14 protein-coding genes are annotated in these 15,961 nt (G+C 62.3%); 5 read left to right on the forward strand and 9 right to left on the reverse strand.

Annotated elements, in window-relative coordinates:
- The 3 genes from nodQ to HPQ62_RS18985 form a co-directional block, all read left to right on the forward strand.
- Positions 1 to 1,631 (forward strand): bifunctional sulfate adenylyltransferase/adenylyl-sulfate kinase NodQ (nodQ, locus tag HPQ62_RS18975; protein ID WP_174804170.1); only part of this gene is annotated, 1,631 nt, incomplete at its 5' end.
- A gap of 93 nt (positions 1,632 to 1,724) precedes the next feature.
- Complete coding sequence (gene hrpB, locus HPQ62_RS18980; protein ID WP_174804171.1) at positions 1,725 to 4,169, forward strand: ATP-dependent helicase HrpB; 2,445 nt, start codon at positions 1,725 to 1,727, stop codon at positions 4,167 to 4,169.
- A gap of 13 nt (positions 4,170 to 4,182) precedes the next feature.
- Positions 4,183 to 5,475 carry an ActS/PrrB/RegB family redox-sensitive histidine kinase gene (locus HPQ62_RS18985; protein WP_174804172.1) on the forward strand — a complete coding sequence of 431 codons (1,293 nt, stop codon included), beginning with the start codon at positions 4,183 to 4,185 and terminating at the stop codon, positions 5,473 to 5,475.
- Here the strand turns inward: HPQ62_RS18985 and coaBC are convergent, their stop codons facing one another.
- Positions 5,476 to 6,687 carry a bifunctional phosphopantothenoylcysteine decarboxylase/phosphopantothenate--cysteine ligase CoaBC gene (gene coaBC / locus HPQ62_RS18990; RefSeq protein ID WP_174804173.1) on the reverse strand — a complete coding sequence of 404 codons (1,212 nt, stop codon included), beginning with the start codon at positions 6,685 to 6,687 and terminating at the stop codon, positions 5,476 to 5,478.
- 118 nt (positions 6,688 to 6,805) lie between these two features.
- On the opposite strand from coaBC, the gene HPQ62_RS18995 reads away from it, so the two are divergent.
- On the forward strand, positions 6,806 to 6,964 hold the full coding sequence (locus HPQ62_RS18995; RefSeq protein ID WP_174804174.1) for a hypothetical protein: 159 nt from the start codon (positions 6,806 to 6,808) through the stop codon (positions 6,962 to 6,964).
- Between the two features lie 42 nt (positions 6,965 to 7,006).
- Here the strand turns inward: HPQ62_RS18995 and HPQ62_RS19000 are convergent, their stop codons facing one another.
- The 3 genes from HPQ62_RS19000 to HPQ62_RS19010 all read right to left on the reverse strand — a co-directional run bounded on the left by HPQ62_RS19000 (position 7,007) and on the right by HPQ62_RS19010 (position 10,495).
- A complete protein-coding gene (locus HPQ62_RS19000; protein WP_174804175.1) occupies positions 7,007 to 8,251 on the reverse strand; it encodes a saccharopine dehydrogenase family protein in 1,245 nt (414 codons plus the stop codon).
- Positions 8,252 to 8,310: 59 nt separating this feature from the next.
- Positions 8,311 to 9,405, reverse strand: a complete 1,095-nt coding sequence (gene nspC / locus HPQ62_RS19005; protein ID WP_174804176.1) for a carboxynorspermidine decarboxylase — start codon at positions 9,403 to 9,405, stop codon at positions 8,311 to 8,313.
- A 136-nt stretch (positions 9,406 to 9,541) separates the two neighbouring features.
- Positions 9,542 to 10,495, reverse strand: coding sequence for a sugar-binding transcriptional regulator (locus tag HPQ62_RS19010; RefSeq protein WP_174804177.1), 954 nt, complete (start codon positions 10,493 to 10,495; stop codon positions 9,542 to 9,544).
- Positions 10,496 to 10,757: 262 nt separating this feature from the next.
- Here HPQ62_RS19010 and HPQ62_RS19015 point away from each other — a divergent pair, with 262 nt between their 5' ends.
- Positions 10,758 to 11,648: an NAD-dependent epimerase/dehydratase family protein gene (locus HPQ62_RS19015; RefSeq protein ID WP_174804178.1), complete on the forward strand. Its 891-nt coding sequence runs from the start codon at positions 10,758 to 10,760 to the stop codon at positions 11,646 to 11,648.
- 297 nt (positions 11,649 to 11,945) lie between these two features.
- Here the strand turns inward: HPQ62_RS19015 and dnaQ are convergent, their stop codons facing one another.
- Genes dnaQ through HPQ62_RS19040 form a run of 5 tightly spaced genes read right to left on the reverse strand, consistent with a single transcriptional unit; the run spans position 11,946 to position 15,567 of the window.
- Positions 11,946 to 12,659 (reverse strand): DNA polymerase III subunit epsilon, encoded by a 714-nt coding sequence (gene dnaQ, locus HPQ62_RS19020; protein ID WP_174804179.1) that lies wholly within the window; start codon positions 12,657 to 12,659, stop codon positions 11,946 to 11,948.
- Positions 12,659 to 13,270, reverse strand: coding sequence for a dephospho-CoA kinase (gene coaE, locus HPQ62_RS19025; RefSeq protein ID WP_174804180.1), 612 nt, complete (start codon positions 13,268 to 13,270; stop codon positions 12,659 to 12,661). Before coaE ends, dnaQ begins: the two co-directional genes overlap by 1 nt.
- Positions 13,267 to 14,127, reverse strand: a complete 861-nt coding sequence (locus HPQ62_RS19030) for a shikimate dehydrogenase (protein ID WP_174804181.1) — start codon at positions 14,125 to 14,127, stop codon at positions 13,267 to 13,269. The genes coaE and HPQ62_RS19030 overlap by 4 nt, the downstream gene beginning before the upstream one ends.
- Positions 14,120 to 14,734, reverse strand: a complete 615-nt coding sequence (locus tag HPQ62_RS19035) for a Maf family nucleotide pyrophosphatase (RefSeq protein ID WP_174804182.1) — start codon at positions 14,732 to 14,734, stop codon at positions 14,120 to 14,122. Before HPQ62_RS19035 ends, HPQ62_RS19030 begins: the two co-directional genes overlap by 8 nt.
- A complete protein-coding gene (locus HPQ62_RS19040) occupies positions 14,731 to 15,567 on the reverse strand; it encodes a pyruvate, phosphate dikinase/phosphoenolpyruvate synthase regulator (protein WP_174804183.1) in 837 nt (278 codons plus the stop codon). Before HPQ62_RS19040 ends, HPQ62_RS19035 begins: the two co-directional genes overlap by 4 nt.
- Positions 15,568 to 15,961: the final 394 nt, after the last annotated feature.

Genomic DNA, 15,961 nt, shown 5'->3' on the forward strand with positions numbered 1-15,961 from the left:
CCATCGATGTCGCCTATCGCTTCTTTGCGACCGACAAGCGCAAGTTCATCGTTGCCGATACCCCCGGCCACGAGGAATATACCCGCAACATGGCAACCGGCGCCTCGACCGCCGATCTCGCCATCGTTCTGGTCGACAGCCGTCAGGGCATTCTCACCCAGACGCGCCGCCACAGCTTCATCGCCTCGCTGCTCGGCATCCGCCACATCGTGGTCGCGATCAACAAGATCGACCTGATGGACTATTCCGAAGCGGTCTATGATGAGATCGTTGCCGACTATATGGCGTTTGCGAAGGATCTCGGCTTCGAAACCATCGTGCCGATTCCGATTTCGGCGCGTTACGGCGACAATGTCACTGCGCCGTCTGCCAACATGCCCTGGTACAAGGGTCCCCATCTGCTCGAACATCTGGAAACGGTTCCGGTCGAGACCGATCTCGCCGAAAAGCCGTTCCGCATGCCGGTGCAGCTGGTCACGCGCCCCAATCTCGATTTCCGCGGCTTTGCCGGCGAGATCGCATCCGGCCGGATTGCCGTGGGCGACCGGGTGACGGTGGCAAAGTCCGGCCAGACGTCCGCCATCCGCCAGATTGCGACGATGGATGGCGATCTTGAACGCGCCGAGGCCGGACAGGCCGTGACGCTGGTGCTTGAAGACGAGATCGAGGTCTCGCGCGGCAATATCCTGGTAGCGCCCGATGCAAGGCCCGATGTCGCCGACCAGTTTCAGGCAAAGGTCATCTGGTTCGATGCTGACCCGATGCTGCCCGGCCGCTCCTATATCCTGCGCACCGAGGCAGACCAGACGCCCGCCACCATCACCGCGCTCAAATACCAGGTCGACGTCAACAGCTTCGCCCATGAGGCCGCCAAGTCGCTGGACATGAACGCCGTCGGGGTCTGCAATCTATCGACCCAGCAGCCGATCGTCTTCGACGCCTACACTGCCAACCGGATCACCGGCAATTTCGTGATCATCGACCGGATCTCGAACCGGACGGTCGGCGCCGGCATGATCGATTTCGCGCTCAGACGGGCGCAGAATGTCCACTGGCAGGCCATCGACATCAACAGGCAGGCCCGCGCGGATCTGAAGGCGCAAAAGCCTGCCGTGCTCTGGTTCACCGGCCTTTCAGGTTCCGGAAAATCGACGGTGGCGAATGCGCTGGAAAAGATGCTGCACGCCAGGGGCAAGCACACCTACATGCTCGACGGCGACAACATTCGCCACGGCCTCAACCGCGATCTCGGCTTTACCGCCGAGGACCGCGTGGAAAACATCCGCCGGGTTGCCGAAGTGGCGCGGCTGATGGCCGATGCCGGGCTGATCGTGCTGGTCTCGTTCATCTCGCCGTTCCGCTCCGAACGCCGGCTTGCCCGCGAGATGATGGAGGACGGCGAGTTCATCGAAGTCTTCGTCGATACGCCGATCGAGATCTGCGCCGAACGCGACCCGAAGGGGCTGTACAAGAAGGCGATGGCCGGCGAGATCGCGAATTTCACCGGCATCTCATCGCCCTATGAGCGCCCCGAAGACCCCGAAATCCACCTCGAAACCGTCGGCCAGGAGCCCTTCGAGCTGGCAGGCCGGATCGAGGAATTCCTGACGGCGCGCCAAGGGGAGTCCTGAAACCCCGTCCGCAGACCCTTCGCCGCCAGACGCGCTTTGCCCGGACCCGGCTTTTGTTCTATCAGGGTGCGAAGCAAAGCAGGACCGGCAAGAATGAAGGATGAAGCACGCGCGCTACCCGTAACCGCCGTTCTGGCGCCGCTTGCCGCGGCGCTGGATGAAAGCGGGGTGGCCGTTCTTTCGGCACCACCCGGCGCCGGCAAGACCACGCTGGTGCCGCTTCACCTGCTCGAGAACGGACCCGAGGGTCGGATCATCCTTCTCGAGCCGCGTCGCCTGGCAGCGCGCGCCAGCGCCTTCCGCATGGCAGCCCTTCTCGGCGAGGAACCGGGCGGCACCGTCGGCTACCGGATGCGGCTCGACACCAGGGTTTCGACACGGACCCGGATCGAGGTGGTGACGGAGGGCGTGTTCGCCCGCATGGCGCTGGAAGACCCGGAACTTTCCGGTATTTCGACCGTGATCTTCGATGAGTTTCACGAACGCTCGCTCGACGCCGATTTCGGGCTTGCGCTGGCGCTCGACATCCGCTCCGGCCTGCGCGAGGATCTCCGGATCCTGGTGATGTCGGCAACGCTCGATGTGGCGCGCATTTCCGCCCTTCTCGGCGATGCCCCGGTGATCGAAAGCACAGGCAGGGCCTATCCGGTCGATATCCGCTATCGCGCGCGGCCGCCGCAAACGCGCATCGAGGACAGCGTCGCCGATGCCGTGCTTGACATGCTCCATGCAGAGACAGGCTCGATCCTCGCCTTTCTGCCAGGCCAGGCCGAAATCCGCCGCACCGCCGAGCGGCTGCAGGCCCGCGTCGGCGAAGATACAGATGTGGCGCCGCTTTACGGCAATCTCACCCGCGCCGAACAGGATGCCGCGATCCGCCCTGCCCCCGCCGGACGCCGCAAGGTCGTGCTCGCCACCTCGATTGCCGAAACCTCGATCACGATCGACGGCGTCACCATCGTCATCGACAGCGGCCTGCAACGCCAGCCGGCCTTCGAACCTGCAACCGGTATCACACGGCTTGAAACGGTAAAGGTCTCGCGCGCGGCGGCCGATCAGCGGGCCGGCCGCGCCGGGCGCACGGCGCCGGGCATCGCGCTGAGGCTCTGGCATGAGGGCCAGACCGCAGCGCTCTCCCCCTTCAGCCCGCCGGAAATCCTGAAGACCGATCTCTCCGGCCTCGTGCTCGATCTGGCGCATTGGGGCGTTGGCGATCCGACAGCGCTTGCCTTCGCCGAACAGCCGCCGAAGCCCGCCTTCCAGGAAGCCAAAAGGCTTCTGACAACGCTCGGCGCGCTGGATGATGACGGCCGGCTGACCGCAACCGGCGAGCGGATCCGCACGCTCTCCCTGCCCCCACGCCTTGCCGCCATGGTGATTCATGCAGCAAGTGAGGGTCATGGGCGCGATGCGGCCCGGCTTGCCGTACTGATGAGCGAACAGGGCCTTGGCGGAAACGGCATCGATCTTTCGGAACGGCTGAGGCGGTTTGCGGCCGAGCGTTCCACGCGCGCCGAAGCGGCCCGCGGACTTGCCGATCGGATCGCGAAATCGGCAGGTCATGGAAATGCTGAACGCCCCTTCGATGCCGGCGAAGCGCTGATGCACGCCTTTGCGGACCGGATTGCCATGGCGCGAGGCGGACGCGGGCGTTACCTGATGGCAAACGGCCGTGGCGCGGAACTCGCCGAAGACGATCCGCTGGCAGGCCAGGCGTTTCTGGTGATCGCAGACCTCACCGGCTCGGCAGCCAGGGGACGCATCCTCGCAGCCGCGCCGCTTGCGCAAGGCGCCGTCGAAGCCCATCCCGATGTCGAGACCGCGGAGGAATGCGTGTTCGTGCGCGAGAGCCTTTCGGTGCGCACACGCCATGTGCGCCGTCTCGGCGCGCTGGTGCTGGAGGAACGGGCTGGCAAGCGCCCCTCCGGCGCCGCTGCCGCCGAAGCGCTCGCAGACGGTCTGCGCACGCACGGTCTTGCCCTGCTGGATTTCCCGAAAGAGGCGGCGCATCTGCGCGAACGGATCGGCTTCCTGCACCGCAAGCTCGGTGATCCCTGGCCGGATGTCAGCGATGCCGGGCTGATCGGGAGCCTCGATCTCTGGTTCACGCCATTTCAGGATGGCCAGACATCGCTTGCCTCGATCAGGCCCGCAAGCCTTGCCGACGGGCTGAAATCGCTGATCCCCTACCCGCTTGCCAATGAGCTGGAAAAGCTCGCGCCCACGCATTTTACAGCGCCCACCGGAGACCGGCTGCCGATCCGCTACGATGGCGACGAGCCGGTTCTTTCGATCCGGGTGCAGATGCTCTACGGGCAAAAGGCCCATCCTGTGATTGCCGGCGGCGTGCCGCTGCTGCTGGAGCTGACCTCGCCTGCCGGACGCCCGATCCAGACCACCCGCGATCTCGTGGGCTTCTGGGCAGGCTCCTGGAAGGATGTGCGCGCGGATATGCGCGGGCGCTATCCCAAGCATCTCTGGCCGGAAGACCCGGCCAGCGCCGAACCGACGCGCCGGGCAAAACCGCGCGGCACCTGAGAGGAGACCGGCCATGACCGCACCACCCGCAGAAATGGTGGCAAAGGACCGCCGCTCCAGCCTGCGCCTGCAGACCCTGGTGTGGCTCAGATGGCTGGCGGTTGCCGGCCAGACGACAACCGTCACCTTCGTCGCCTTCGGCATCGATTTCTCGCTGCCTGTCATACCGGTGTTCGCGCTGATCGCCGCACTTGCAATCGGCAATCTTCTGCTGGTGCTGCGCTTTCCGGCGACCCAGCGCGTGGAGCCGCGCTTTGCATTTGCGCTGCTCGGTTTCGACGTCATGCAGCTGACCGCCCTGCTCTTCCTCACCGGCGGCCTTGCCAATCCGTTCGTGCCGCTGATTACGGTGCCCGTGATCATCTCGTTCACCGCGCTGCCGCTGCGCTATGCCGTGGCGCTGCTGGTGCTTGCGATTGGCGGGGTCACGATCCTGGCGATCGCGCCCTTTCCGCTGCCATGGTATGCGGGGCTGACGCTTGAAATCGAGCCGGTGCTCAAATTCGGCATCTGGATCGCGATCGTCTCGATGCTGAGTTTCGCTGCAGCCTATGCCCGCCGCATCTCGCTCGAGGCCCAGCAGATTTCCGATGCGCTGGCGGCAACCGAACTGGTGCTGCAGCGCGAGCAGCATCTTTCCCAGCTCGATGGTCTCGCCGCTGCCGCCGCCCATGAGCTCGGCACCCCGCTCGGCACGATTGCGGTCGTCGCCAAGGAAATGGCGCGCGATCTCGGTGACGATCCGATCCATGGAGAGGACGTTCAGCTTCTCGTCAGCCAGAGCCAGCGCTGCCGCGACATTCTCTCGCGCATCGCATCACTGTCGAAGGAGGACGAAAGCCATATGCGGCGAATGCCACTGTCCTCGCTGGTGGAAGAGGCGGCAGCGCCCCACCGGCCATTCGTTGCGGACATGCAGATCGAGGTCGAGGGAGAGGGCCCGGAGCCCGTGGGCCAGCGCAATCCGGCAATCCTCTACGGGCTCGGCAATATCATCGAGAACGCGGCGGAGCATGCAGACCGCACCGTGACCGTGACGGCCCGCCACGACGCCACGCGCGTGACCATCACCGTCAGCGATGACGGCGGCGGCTATGCGCCCGACATCCTGTCGCGCATCGGCGATCCCTTCGTGTCAGACCGTCAGGGAGAGCGGCAGGGCGACAAGCGCGGCGGCGGGCTCGGCCTTGGCCTGTTCATTGCCAAGACGCTGCTGGAGCGTTCGGGCGCAACGCTTGCCTTCGAAAATGCCGAGGGCGCGCGGATCACCATCACCTGGCCGCGCTGGCGGATGGAAACCGAGTGATCAGAACCGGGCGGCAATCCAGGCGGCAAGCCGGGTTGCGACCTCGGTCTTGTCCATGGCGGGCCAGCTTTCCGCGCCCTCCTTCGTCACCAGCGTGACGCGGTTGCGCGCCCCGCCCATCACGCCCTCTTCCGAAACGTCATTGGCGACGATCAGATCGGCGCCCTTGCGGGCAAGCTTGTCGCTGGCATAGGCGGCAACATCATTGGTCTCGGCGGCAAAGCCGACCACCAGCGCCGGGCGCAGAGCGGCGTGATGGCCGACGGTCTTGAGAATGTCGGGGTTTTCGACGAGCTTCAGCGGCGGCGGCGGTTCGCCGGGCTTCTTCTTCATCTTTTGCGCAGCTTCATCTTCCGCCCGCCAGTCGGAAACGGCTGCGACCATCACCGCGATATCGGCGGGAAGGGCTTTCTCCACGGCGTCCAGCATCTGGCGCGCGCTTTCCACATGGACGGGCTTGACGCCCGCGGGATCGGGGATGCTGACCGGGCCCGTGACCAGCGTGACATCTGCGCCAAGCGCCGCGAGCGCTACCGCGATCGCATGCCCCTGGCGGCCGGAGGAGCGATTGGCGATATAGCGCACCGGATCGATCGCCTCGACGGTCGGGCCCGAGGTCACGATCGCGCGCTTTCCGGAAAGCGGCTTTGAAGCCGTTTCCAAAGGGGCGAGCGCTCTCTCGGCGGCAGCAACAATGTCGAGCGGTTCGGCCATCCGACCCTTGCCCGCCTCGCCGCGCTCTGCCATTTCCCCGGTGCCAGGGCCAACGGTCATCACGCCGTCAGCCTCAAGGGTCGCCAGATTTCGGACCGTCGGCGCCGCCGACCACATTTTCGGGTTCATTGCAGGCGCAATCAGAACCGGACAATCGCGGGCAAGCAGCACCGCGCCCGCCAGATCATCGGCGATGCCGGCCGCCATCTTCGCCATCAGGCTTGCCGTTGCAGGCGCAACCAGGATGAGATCATGCTCGCGGGCTAGCCGGATATGGCCGACATCCTGCTCGTCCTCGCGCGAAAACAGCTCGGTAAACACATGCCCGCCGGCAAGCGCGCCGACGGCGAGCGGGGTGATGAATTCGCACGCCGCAGTCGTCATCACCGGGGTGACCGCCGCGCCGCGCTCCTTCAGCCTCCGGATCAGGTCGAGGCTCTTATAGGCCGCGATGCCCCCGGAAATGATCAGAAGGATGCGTTTGTCCTGAAGCGACATGAGCGTGTTTTCCCTACCATTTTGCCGCTATCATTAGCATGGATGGCCCGCTGGAGAACCCTCTCATGGCGTGCAGGACACTGGCCGAAGAAAAATTCATTTCATCTGGCGGGGGACGATGCGGGGTCTGTTCACGAAGGGTTGCGCGCCGCTTGTGGAGGCGATCGCTCGCGCGCGCCATGTCTTCTCTGGCGAGAGCACGGAAATCTATCATGCGTGGAACGGCGCGAAGGCCGGTTATCACCGGATCGAGATCCAGTTCGGGCTTGCAATCTGAAGCCGGCGCGGCCTGTTTTGACAAGCCGCGCCGGATCTCAAGTCACTTTGAAAAATCGAGCGCGCGGTCGCCGTTCTCATCCTTGATCCGCGTCGGCAGGCCGATCTGGTTCAGGATGTGCAGGAACGGCTTCGGCGGCAGTTCCTCGACATTCGCCATGGTCTTCACGTCCCATTCGCCGGAAGCGACCAGAATGGCGGCTGCGACGGGGGGAACGCCCGCGGTGAAGGAAATGCCCTGCGAGCCGACCTCGTTATAGGCTTCCTTGTGGTCGGAGACGTTGTAGATGAACACTTCGGCCGGCTTGCCGTCCTTGGTGCCCTTCACGAAATCGCCGATGCAGGTCTTGCCGGTATAGCCGGGCGCAAGCGAGGAGGGGTCGGGCAGCACGGCCTTGACGACCTTCAGCGGCACGACTTCCTGACCGTCGGCGAGCTTTACCTTCTGTTCGGACAACAGGCCGAGGCTTTTGAGAACCGTGAACACGTTGATGTAGTGATCGCCAAAACCCATCCAGAAGCGGACATTGGGGGAGCCCATGTTCTTCGACAGCGAATGCAGTTCGTCATGGCCCGACATATAGGCCTTCTGCTTGCCGACGACCGGCAGATCGAACTCGTGGCCGATCTCGAACATCTTGTTCGTGGTCCACTCATTGTTCTGCCAGGCATAGACGACGCCGGTGAACTCGCGGAAATTGATTTCCGGATCGAAATTCGTGGCGAAGTACTTGCCGTGATTGCCGGCGTTGATGTCGACGATGTCGATGTCGGTGATGTCGTCGACATAATCATCCTTGGCAAGGCGGGCATAGGCGTTGACGACGCCCGGATCGAAACCGGCGCCGAGAATGGCGGTGACGCCCTTTTCGGCGCAGCGATCCTTGCGCTTCCACTCGTAGTTTGCATACCACGGCGGGGTTTCGCAGATTTTGTCGGGCTCTTCGTGGATTGCCGTGTCGATATAGGCGGCGCCCGTTTCAAGGCAGGCTTCCAGCACCGACATGTTGAGGAAGGCCGTGCCGACATTGATGACGATCTCGACGCCGGTCTTCTTGATCAGCGCAACCGTTGCCGGAATGTCGAGCGCGTCGAGCTGGTGGGCTTCGAGAACACCTTCCTGCTTCATCGCCTTCTTGTCGTGAACGCTTTCAATGATTGCGTCGCATTTCGACTTGGTGCGCGAGGCGATGTGGATATCGCCCAGCACGTCATTGTTCTGCGCGCATTTGTGCGCCACCACCTGGGCGACGCCGCCGGCGCCGATAATCAGGACATTCTTCTTCATCAGGACAACGTCTCCGGTTTCATCCGTTCTGGTCGATCAACCAGCACATACACTTCACATCACGACAGGCTCGCGACATAATCCTCATAACCGAACTGGCGCACGGGGCGGATGGTTCCGTCAAGTTCGCGATGCGCGATCGCGGGCATCTTCACGCCATTGAACCAGTTCTTCTTGACCATGGTATAACCGGCGGCGTTTTCGATCGACAGCCGGTCGCCGACCTTCACTGCCTGCTCGAAGGAAAACTCGCCGAAAATATCGCCTGCAAGGCAGGATTTGCCACAGATCATGACCTTATGCGGGCCGGTGTCGGGCAGGATCTTTGCGCGCTCGCGGTAGATCAGCAGGTCCAGCATATGGGCCTCGATCGATGAATCGACGATCGCCAGATCCTTGCCGTTATGGAGCGTGTCGAGCACCGTCACCTCAAGCGTCGCAGCGCCGGTAATAGCGGCCTCGCCGGGTTCCAGATAGACCTGGACGCCGTATTTTTCCGAGAACGCCTTCAGCCGGGCCGCAAGCGTTTCCAGCGGATAGTTCTCGCCGGTGAAATGGATGCCGCCGCCAAGGCTCACCCAGTCAAGCCGCGACAGGAGATGGCCGAACCGCTCCTCGATCACCGAAAGCATGGCATCGAAGCGATCGAAATCCTCGTTTTCGCAGTTGTTGTGGAACATGAAGCCGGAGACCTTGTCGAGGACCGGCTCGATCAGGTCTGGATCGTGTTCGCCAAGACGCGAGAACGGGCGGGCGGGATCGGCAAGGTCAAAGCCGGAGCTCGACACCTGCGGATTGACGCGCAGGCCCCGGATCTTGTCAGCGGACTGCTTTTCAAAACGGGACAGCTGGCCGATCGAATTGAAGATGATCTTGTCGCAATTGGCGAGGACCTCGTCGATCTCGTCTTCTGCGTAGGCCACGGAATAGGCATGGGTCTCGCCGGGAAACTTCTCGTAGCCAAGCTTGACCTCGTAAAGCGAGGACGAAGTGGTGCCGTCCATATACTGGCTCATCAGATCGAAAACCGACCATGTGGCGAAGCATTTGAGCGCCAGCAGCGCCCTGGCGCCGGAGGCCTCCCGCAGCCAGGCGATCTTTTCCATGTTCGCCGTGAGGCGTTTCTTGTCGATGAGGTAATAGGGCGTCTGCATCGGCGTGTCCTTTCGGGCGGCGTCAAGGAAGCGCCCGAGCGGCACGGGCTGTCGGGGCTCTACATATTCAAGCCTGCGGCAAAATCAACCTTGAGGCGGCTATTTCATGCGCTCCTGCCGCGCTTTGGGCAGCCCGTCAGTCCTTCAGGAGATAGCGCGCGGCATCCTCATCGGTGATCAGCGCATTGATCTTGCCGCCGCGCACAGCCGCGCGGATCGCCCTGTGCTTGCGCGCGCCACGGGCAAGGCCGAACACAGTGGCGCCGTCATTGACGGGCAGGGGAATGCTGGCGACCCGCTCCCTGATCGGATGGTTGAGCAGTTCGCCATTGTCATCGAAGATCCAGCCGCAGATTTCGCCAGCCGCGCCAGCCTGTTCCAGCTCAGCCATTTCCCCGGCGGTCAGGAACCCGTCGACCAGCAGCGGGCCGCGGCTTCCGAGTTCGCCGATGCCGACAAAGATCGCATCGGCCTTGGCGCCGAGTTCGAGCGTCGGGCGGACCATGGGCTGGGCGTGAAACAGCTGGCGTTCTTGCGGGGTGGAGACGAGCACGGGAAGCGGCATCGGAAAATGACGGGCATTGATGGCATCGGCCATCAGGAAGATGACGTTGTAATAGGCGGCAGACCCATCCGGACTGATATTGCCGGTCAGCGAGACGATGCGGTGCTGGGGACAATCCATCGGCGGAAGCTGTTCCACGACGGCTCTCAGCGTGCGCCCCGTGCCCATGGCGATCACTGCGGGCTCGCTGCGCTTAAGCCAGCGCTCAAGCTCGGCCGCTCCTTCTTCGGCAATGCCGGCGACCGTATTCTCGGAGCCCGGATCGCTTGGCACGACAGTCGCCTGTTTCAGGCCGAACCGATCCTGAAGGGCGGCCGACAACGCCAGACATTCGGCGATCGGATGATCGAGCCGGACCTTGATCAACCGCTCGGACATCGCAAGCGAGACCAGGCGCTGGGCGCTCTGGCGCGAAATGCCCATGGCGGCCGCGATCTCGTCCTGCGTGCGGCCGGCAACGTAATAGAGCCAGCCTGCGCGCGCTGCATCGTCAAGACGGGAAGATGTACCGGTTTTTCTCGCCATGCGGCCTTCCTGTTGCTGCCATGTCCTGTTGTTGAGCACGCGTCAACCGGGGCGAGCTTAGAGCCTCAGAGCCTTGAAGGGAACCGGCTGAAGCCGGCGGCACGCATCATTCCACGCAAAGCCTGCCATCGCTTGAGGCAGAAATCGCCGCCGGCGCTTGTCGGGGAGGGGAGAAAGGCGATAGAACCGGCCTTGGCGGAGACACCGCAGACCGGGGCCGACGAGGGCCGGCCCTTCCGAAATGACGGGAAGTGAGGATTTCATGAGCAAGCGTATCGTTTTCACCGGCGGCAGCGGCAAGGCCGGCCGCGACGTCATTCCCTATCTGCTGGACAAGGGCCATTCGATCCTCAATCTAGACCTGAAGCCTTTCGATCACCCGGGCGTCAACACGCTGCTGACAGACCTGACCGACAGCGGTTCGGTGTTCAACGCGCTGTCGATGCATTTCGGCTTCGACGGCTATGAAAGCGGGGACCTGCCCAAGGCGCCAGATGCCGTCGTCCATTTTGCCGCCGTGCCGCGCGTGCTGCTGGAGCCCGACAATGTGACGTTCCAGACCAATGTCGTCTCGACCTACAATGTCATCGAGGCGGCGATGAAGCTTGGCGTGAAGAAGGTGATCATCGCCTCCAGCGAGACCACCTATGGCGTCTGCTTTGCCGAAGGCGACAAGGATTTTCATTCGTTTCCGCTCGAAGAGGATTACGACGTCGATCCGATGGACAGCTACGGGCTTTCCAAGGTCTGCAACGAGAAGACCGCGCGTGCCTTCGCCATGCGCTTCGGCGCCGATATCTATGCGCTGCGGATCGGCAATGTGATCTCGCCGGAAGACTACAAGAATTTCCCCGCCTTCCTGGAAAACCCGCAATCGCGCAAGCGCAATGCCTGGAGCTATATCGATGCCCGCGACCTCGGCCAGATCGTCGATCTGTGCCTTGAAAAGGACGGGCTCGGTTTCGAGGTGTTCAACGCCACCAACGACACGATCACCGCCAATGAGCCGACCACATCGTTTCTGGCGAAGAACGCGCCCAATTCACCGATCACGCGCGAGATGGATGAATATGAGGCGCCGCTTTCCAACCGCAAGATCCGCGAGGTTCTGGGGTTCAAGGAACAGCACGACTGGCGCAAATATGTGAGCTGAGGCGGCCGACACAGGTTCCTCATGAGGTCGTGTCTTCGGCGTGCTCGCACGCCTCGGCAAGAGGTGTCATGCTCGGGCTCGACCCGAGCATCCACACTGGGCAAGCAATTGATTTATATTGGCATTTTCCCAGACAGTACAAAATTGCCTGGATTCTCGGGCCAAGCCCGAGGATGACGCCTGTGGGGTGGCGCGTTCAGCGAAGCGGCTGAGGCGACCAGTTTCACCGTGACAGATGCCGGGACTGCCCGTTCACGCAGCTTGATGCGCCTGCCTGCGGCCGTCCGCCCCAATCTGCTATTTCGGCCAGACCGAATGCCACAGGGCCTTTTCGCCGATACCGTCGAGCATTCTGGCATGGGCGTCCTGCTCATGGGCATGGATGCGCGGCGCAAGCGGCCGGGGCCGGACGAGGGGAGGGAGCTTACGGACATTGCCGTCGGCATCATATTCCTCCGCGCTGCCCGCATTGACGAGCCGGAAGGCCGCCTGCCGGCCACCCGACATCTCGATATAGACTTCCGCCAGCAGTTCCGCATCGAGCAACGCGCCATGCTTGGTCCGGTGGGCGTTGTCGATCGAGTAGCGCTTGCAGAGCGCGTCGAGGCTGTTGGGACCCATCGGATGCTTGCGGCGCGCGAGAGCCAGCGTATCGACGACAAGATTGTCCGAGATCGGCCCCTTGCCGAGCCTTCCGAGCTCGACATTGATAAAGCCCATATCGAAGGACGCGTTGTGGGCAATCCAGCGCGCGCCTTCGAAAAAGGCCAGCATCTCATCGGCAATGTCGGCGAATTTCGGCTTGTCCTTCAGGAATTCATCAGTGATTCCATGTACTTGCAAGGCTTCTGGATGAACCGTCTTGCCATCGGCATTGATGTAGACGTGGAACGTCCGGCCAGTTGGAAAATGGTCGAGCAGTTCGACGGCGCCGATCTCGATCACCCGGTCGTCATGCTTGTCCATGCCGGTGGTTTCGGTATCGAAGATGATATCGCGCTGAGCCTTCATCAGATGCTGTCCCTTGGTGGGCGGGCGCCCCGTTCTTTCAAATCGGCAATGATCGCGGTAACCGCCGCACGCGCCGCGTCGATGCCATGGCCGGTGTCGACAGTATAGTCGGCGCGGGCGCGTTTTTCGCCATCGGGAAGCTGCTGTTTCAGGATGGTTTCCAGTTTTTCCACTGTCATCTCGGGCCGTGCCAGGACACGGGCGCGCTGGATTTCAGGATCGCAGGTGACAACCACCACATAATCGACCTGACGCTCGCCGCCGGTTTCGAACAGCAGGGGAACATCGAGCAGGGCGATCGGAGCGCCGTCTTCGCGGGCGCTTTCGAGAAAGGCCGCGCGTTCCTCACCGACCATGGGATGAACGATGGCTTCGAGCGTCCTGAAATTCTCTCGGTTCCCGGCAAGCGCTGCGCTGAGCCTTTTCCGATCGATGACGCCTTCGCGCGCGACGCCCGGAAATGCGGCCTCGACCGCATCCACCGCTTTTCCCTGATAGAGCTGATGGACGGCTTCATCTGCATTGAAGACCGGAATGCCGGCCTCCTTGAAAAAGCCTGCCGTCGTCGATTTGCCCATGCCGATCGAGCCGGTGAGGCCGACGATGATCATTCGGTTTCACCCAGATCGGCGAGAAGTTCCGCCCTCAGGCCATCATCGACCTCCGGCTTTCTGCCGAACCATTTCTCAAAGCCCGGAACGGCCTGATGGAGCAGCATGCCAAGCCCGTCTGCCGTTCTGAAGCCCTGGCTCTTCGCCTGTTTCAGGATCGGCGTATGAAGCGGCACATAGACGATATCGGCGACGATCGCGTTTTCGTGGAGCGGCGAGAAGTCGAAATCGGGAACCGCGCCGCCCTTCATGCCGAGCGAGGTGGTGTTCACGAACAGACCCGCGCCTTCCATGACCGCTTCGAGATTGTCCATATCATGGGCATGAACCCGGTCGCCAAGCTGGAAGGCAAGTTCCGATGCCCGCGCCAGGGTGCGGTTGACGATGTGGACATGGGAAAAGCCGCGGTTTTTCAGGGCGAGCACCACGGCCCGCGCGCCGCCGCCGGCCCCAAGCACGACCGCGCGTTCTGAATAATCCCAGCCCGGATACTGATCATCGAGATTGCCGGCAAAGCCGAAGCCATCCGTATTGGTGGCGTGGATGCGGCCATCCTCGACCCAGAGCGTGTTGGCCACGCCGAGCGTGGTGGCAAGTTCATCGCGCTCGTCGGCGAGTTCGAAGGCTGCGGCCTTGTAGGGCATGGTGACATTGCAGCCGACATAACCCGCTTCACCGGAGCGCAGCCCCTCCATGAATGTCTCGATTTCGCCGGGAGCGACATCCTGGCGGACATAGTCGCCGGCGATGCCGTATTTCTTCAGCCAGTAACCGTGAACCAGGGGTGAGCGCGACTGATCCACAGGATGGCCGATAACGCAGGCTGTCGGTCTTGCCGTTTCACGTGAATCACTCATCAATCGCTCCCAGTTTGCGCAAGGCCTCAAGCAGTGACAGCATCGGCAGGCCCAGTATCGTGAAAAAATCGCCCTCAATCCGCGAGAACAGTTGCACGCCGGGTCCTTCAAGCTGGTAAACGCCGGAGGAGAAAAGCGTGTCATCGGGTATCAGCGCGAGATAGCGCTCGATCGCCTGATCGTCCAGCGGACGCATATGGAGCGTCGCCGTCTCTGCCGCCTCGTGAACCACGACGCCGTTGCAGGCGATCGCAAAGGCGCTGATCAGCGTGTGGCTGCGGCCCGACAGACGCTGAAGATGCGCACGCGCTTCCGTCCGGCTTTCCGGTTTCGAATAGGGTTTTCCGGCAAATTCCATGACCTGATCGCCCCCGATGACGAAGGCATCCGGTGCGCGCCGCGAGACATCGAGCGCCTTTTCGCGCGACAGCAGGGCAGCAAGAAAGGCCGGTGTTGCCCCGATCCTGAGATAGGGCGCTTCGGCTGCGCGCTCATCCACCGCGGGCTTGATCGCCTTGAAGGTGATACCTGCGTTCTTCAACAGCGCCTGCCGCGACGGGCTGGTGGAGGCAAGCACGATGGCGGGGCGTTTCCGGTCGTCATTCATTGTCTGTTTTCCGCATCGCGTTGATATTTGAGGGCAAGGATCGCCGCCGCCGTCTCTTCAATCGAGCGGCGGGTGACATCGATGATCGGCCAATCATTGCGGGCGGCGAGGCTGCGGGCATATTTCAGCTCCTCGGCAATCATCGCCCGGTCGGTATATTCGCTCTTGCCGTGATCGGCGCCAGCGCCGAACTCGCGATATTCGCGCACCTGGGAAATCCGCCCGGTCGACGCGATCAGGCAGACGATCAGCGGCTTTTTGGCGCGACAAAGGCTGTCGGGCAGGGCAACGCCCGGCACGATCGGGATGTTTGCGGCCTTCACCCCGCGATTGGCGAGGTAGACGGAGGTCGGCGTCTTCGAGGTGCGGCTGATGCCCAGGATGACGATATCGGCCTCGTCATAGGTTTCGGGCATCTGGCCGTCATCATGCTCCATCGCGAAATTGAGCGCCTCGATGCGGGCGAAATAATCCTCGTTGAGACTGTGCTGCGCGCCGACGCGCCGCTGCAGCGTGGTGCCGAGATAGGTCTGGAACACGGTCGACACCGGCTCCAGCACATTGACGCTCGGAACACCCATATCGCGGCACATCTCGTGGATGAAGGCCGAGAGCTCCTCATTGACGACGGTGTAGAGCACGATGCCGGGCGCTTCGTCGATCGCGCGCAGAACGGGCAGCAACTGCTTGCGGCTGCGGATCAGCGGATAAACATGCTCGATCGGTTCGTGACCGCCGAACTGGGCCGAAACGGCCCGACCTGCCGAGATCAGTGTTTCGCCCGTCGAATCAGAGATGAGATGCAGGTGAAAGAAGTTTTTGCGGTTTTCCACGATGTCCTTTGCCTGCTGTTCATAACACGGGACAAACCGTCAGGATTTCGCGGGCCCGGTTTTCGCCTGTGGGTAATCACAAGCTTTATCCACATGCGCTCAAATGTCGAAAGCGGAAAATCCCGACTGTTGAAAACGGGGACAAGTTCACCGCCCTTCCTGTTTGTCCGAGGGTTTTACACAGGCTTTCCCTCTCGCGCCAGTCGCCGCAGGCATTGAATCCATTGGTGAATGCGCGACTTTCCCCGATTCTTCAGAAAAAGATGAAAAAGGGGGAATAAGAAAATGCTGAAACCGGGGAAAAGACTCATGACCACGGCAAAAGCTTTAATCCTTGATCGTCACAGACTCTAAGAAATAAAAGAAACAAGAACATAAACAGATTCATTAATAG

Source organism: Martelella limonii (assembly GCF_013344475.1).
GTDB lineage: Bacteria > Pseudomonadota > Alphaproteobacteria > Rhizobiales > Rhizobiaceae > Martelella > Martelella limonii.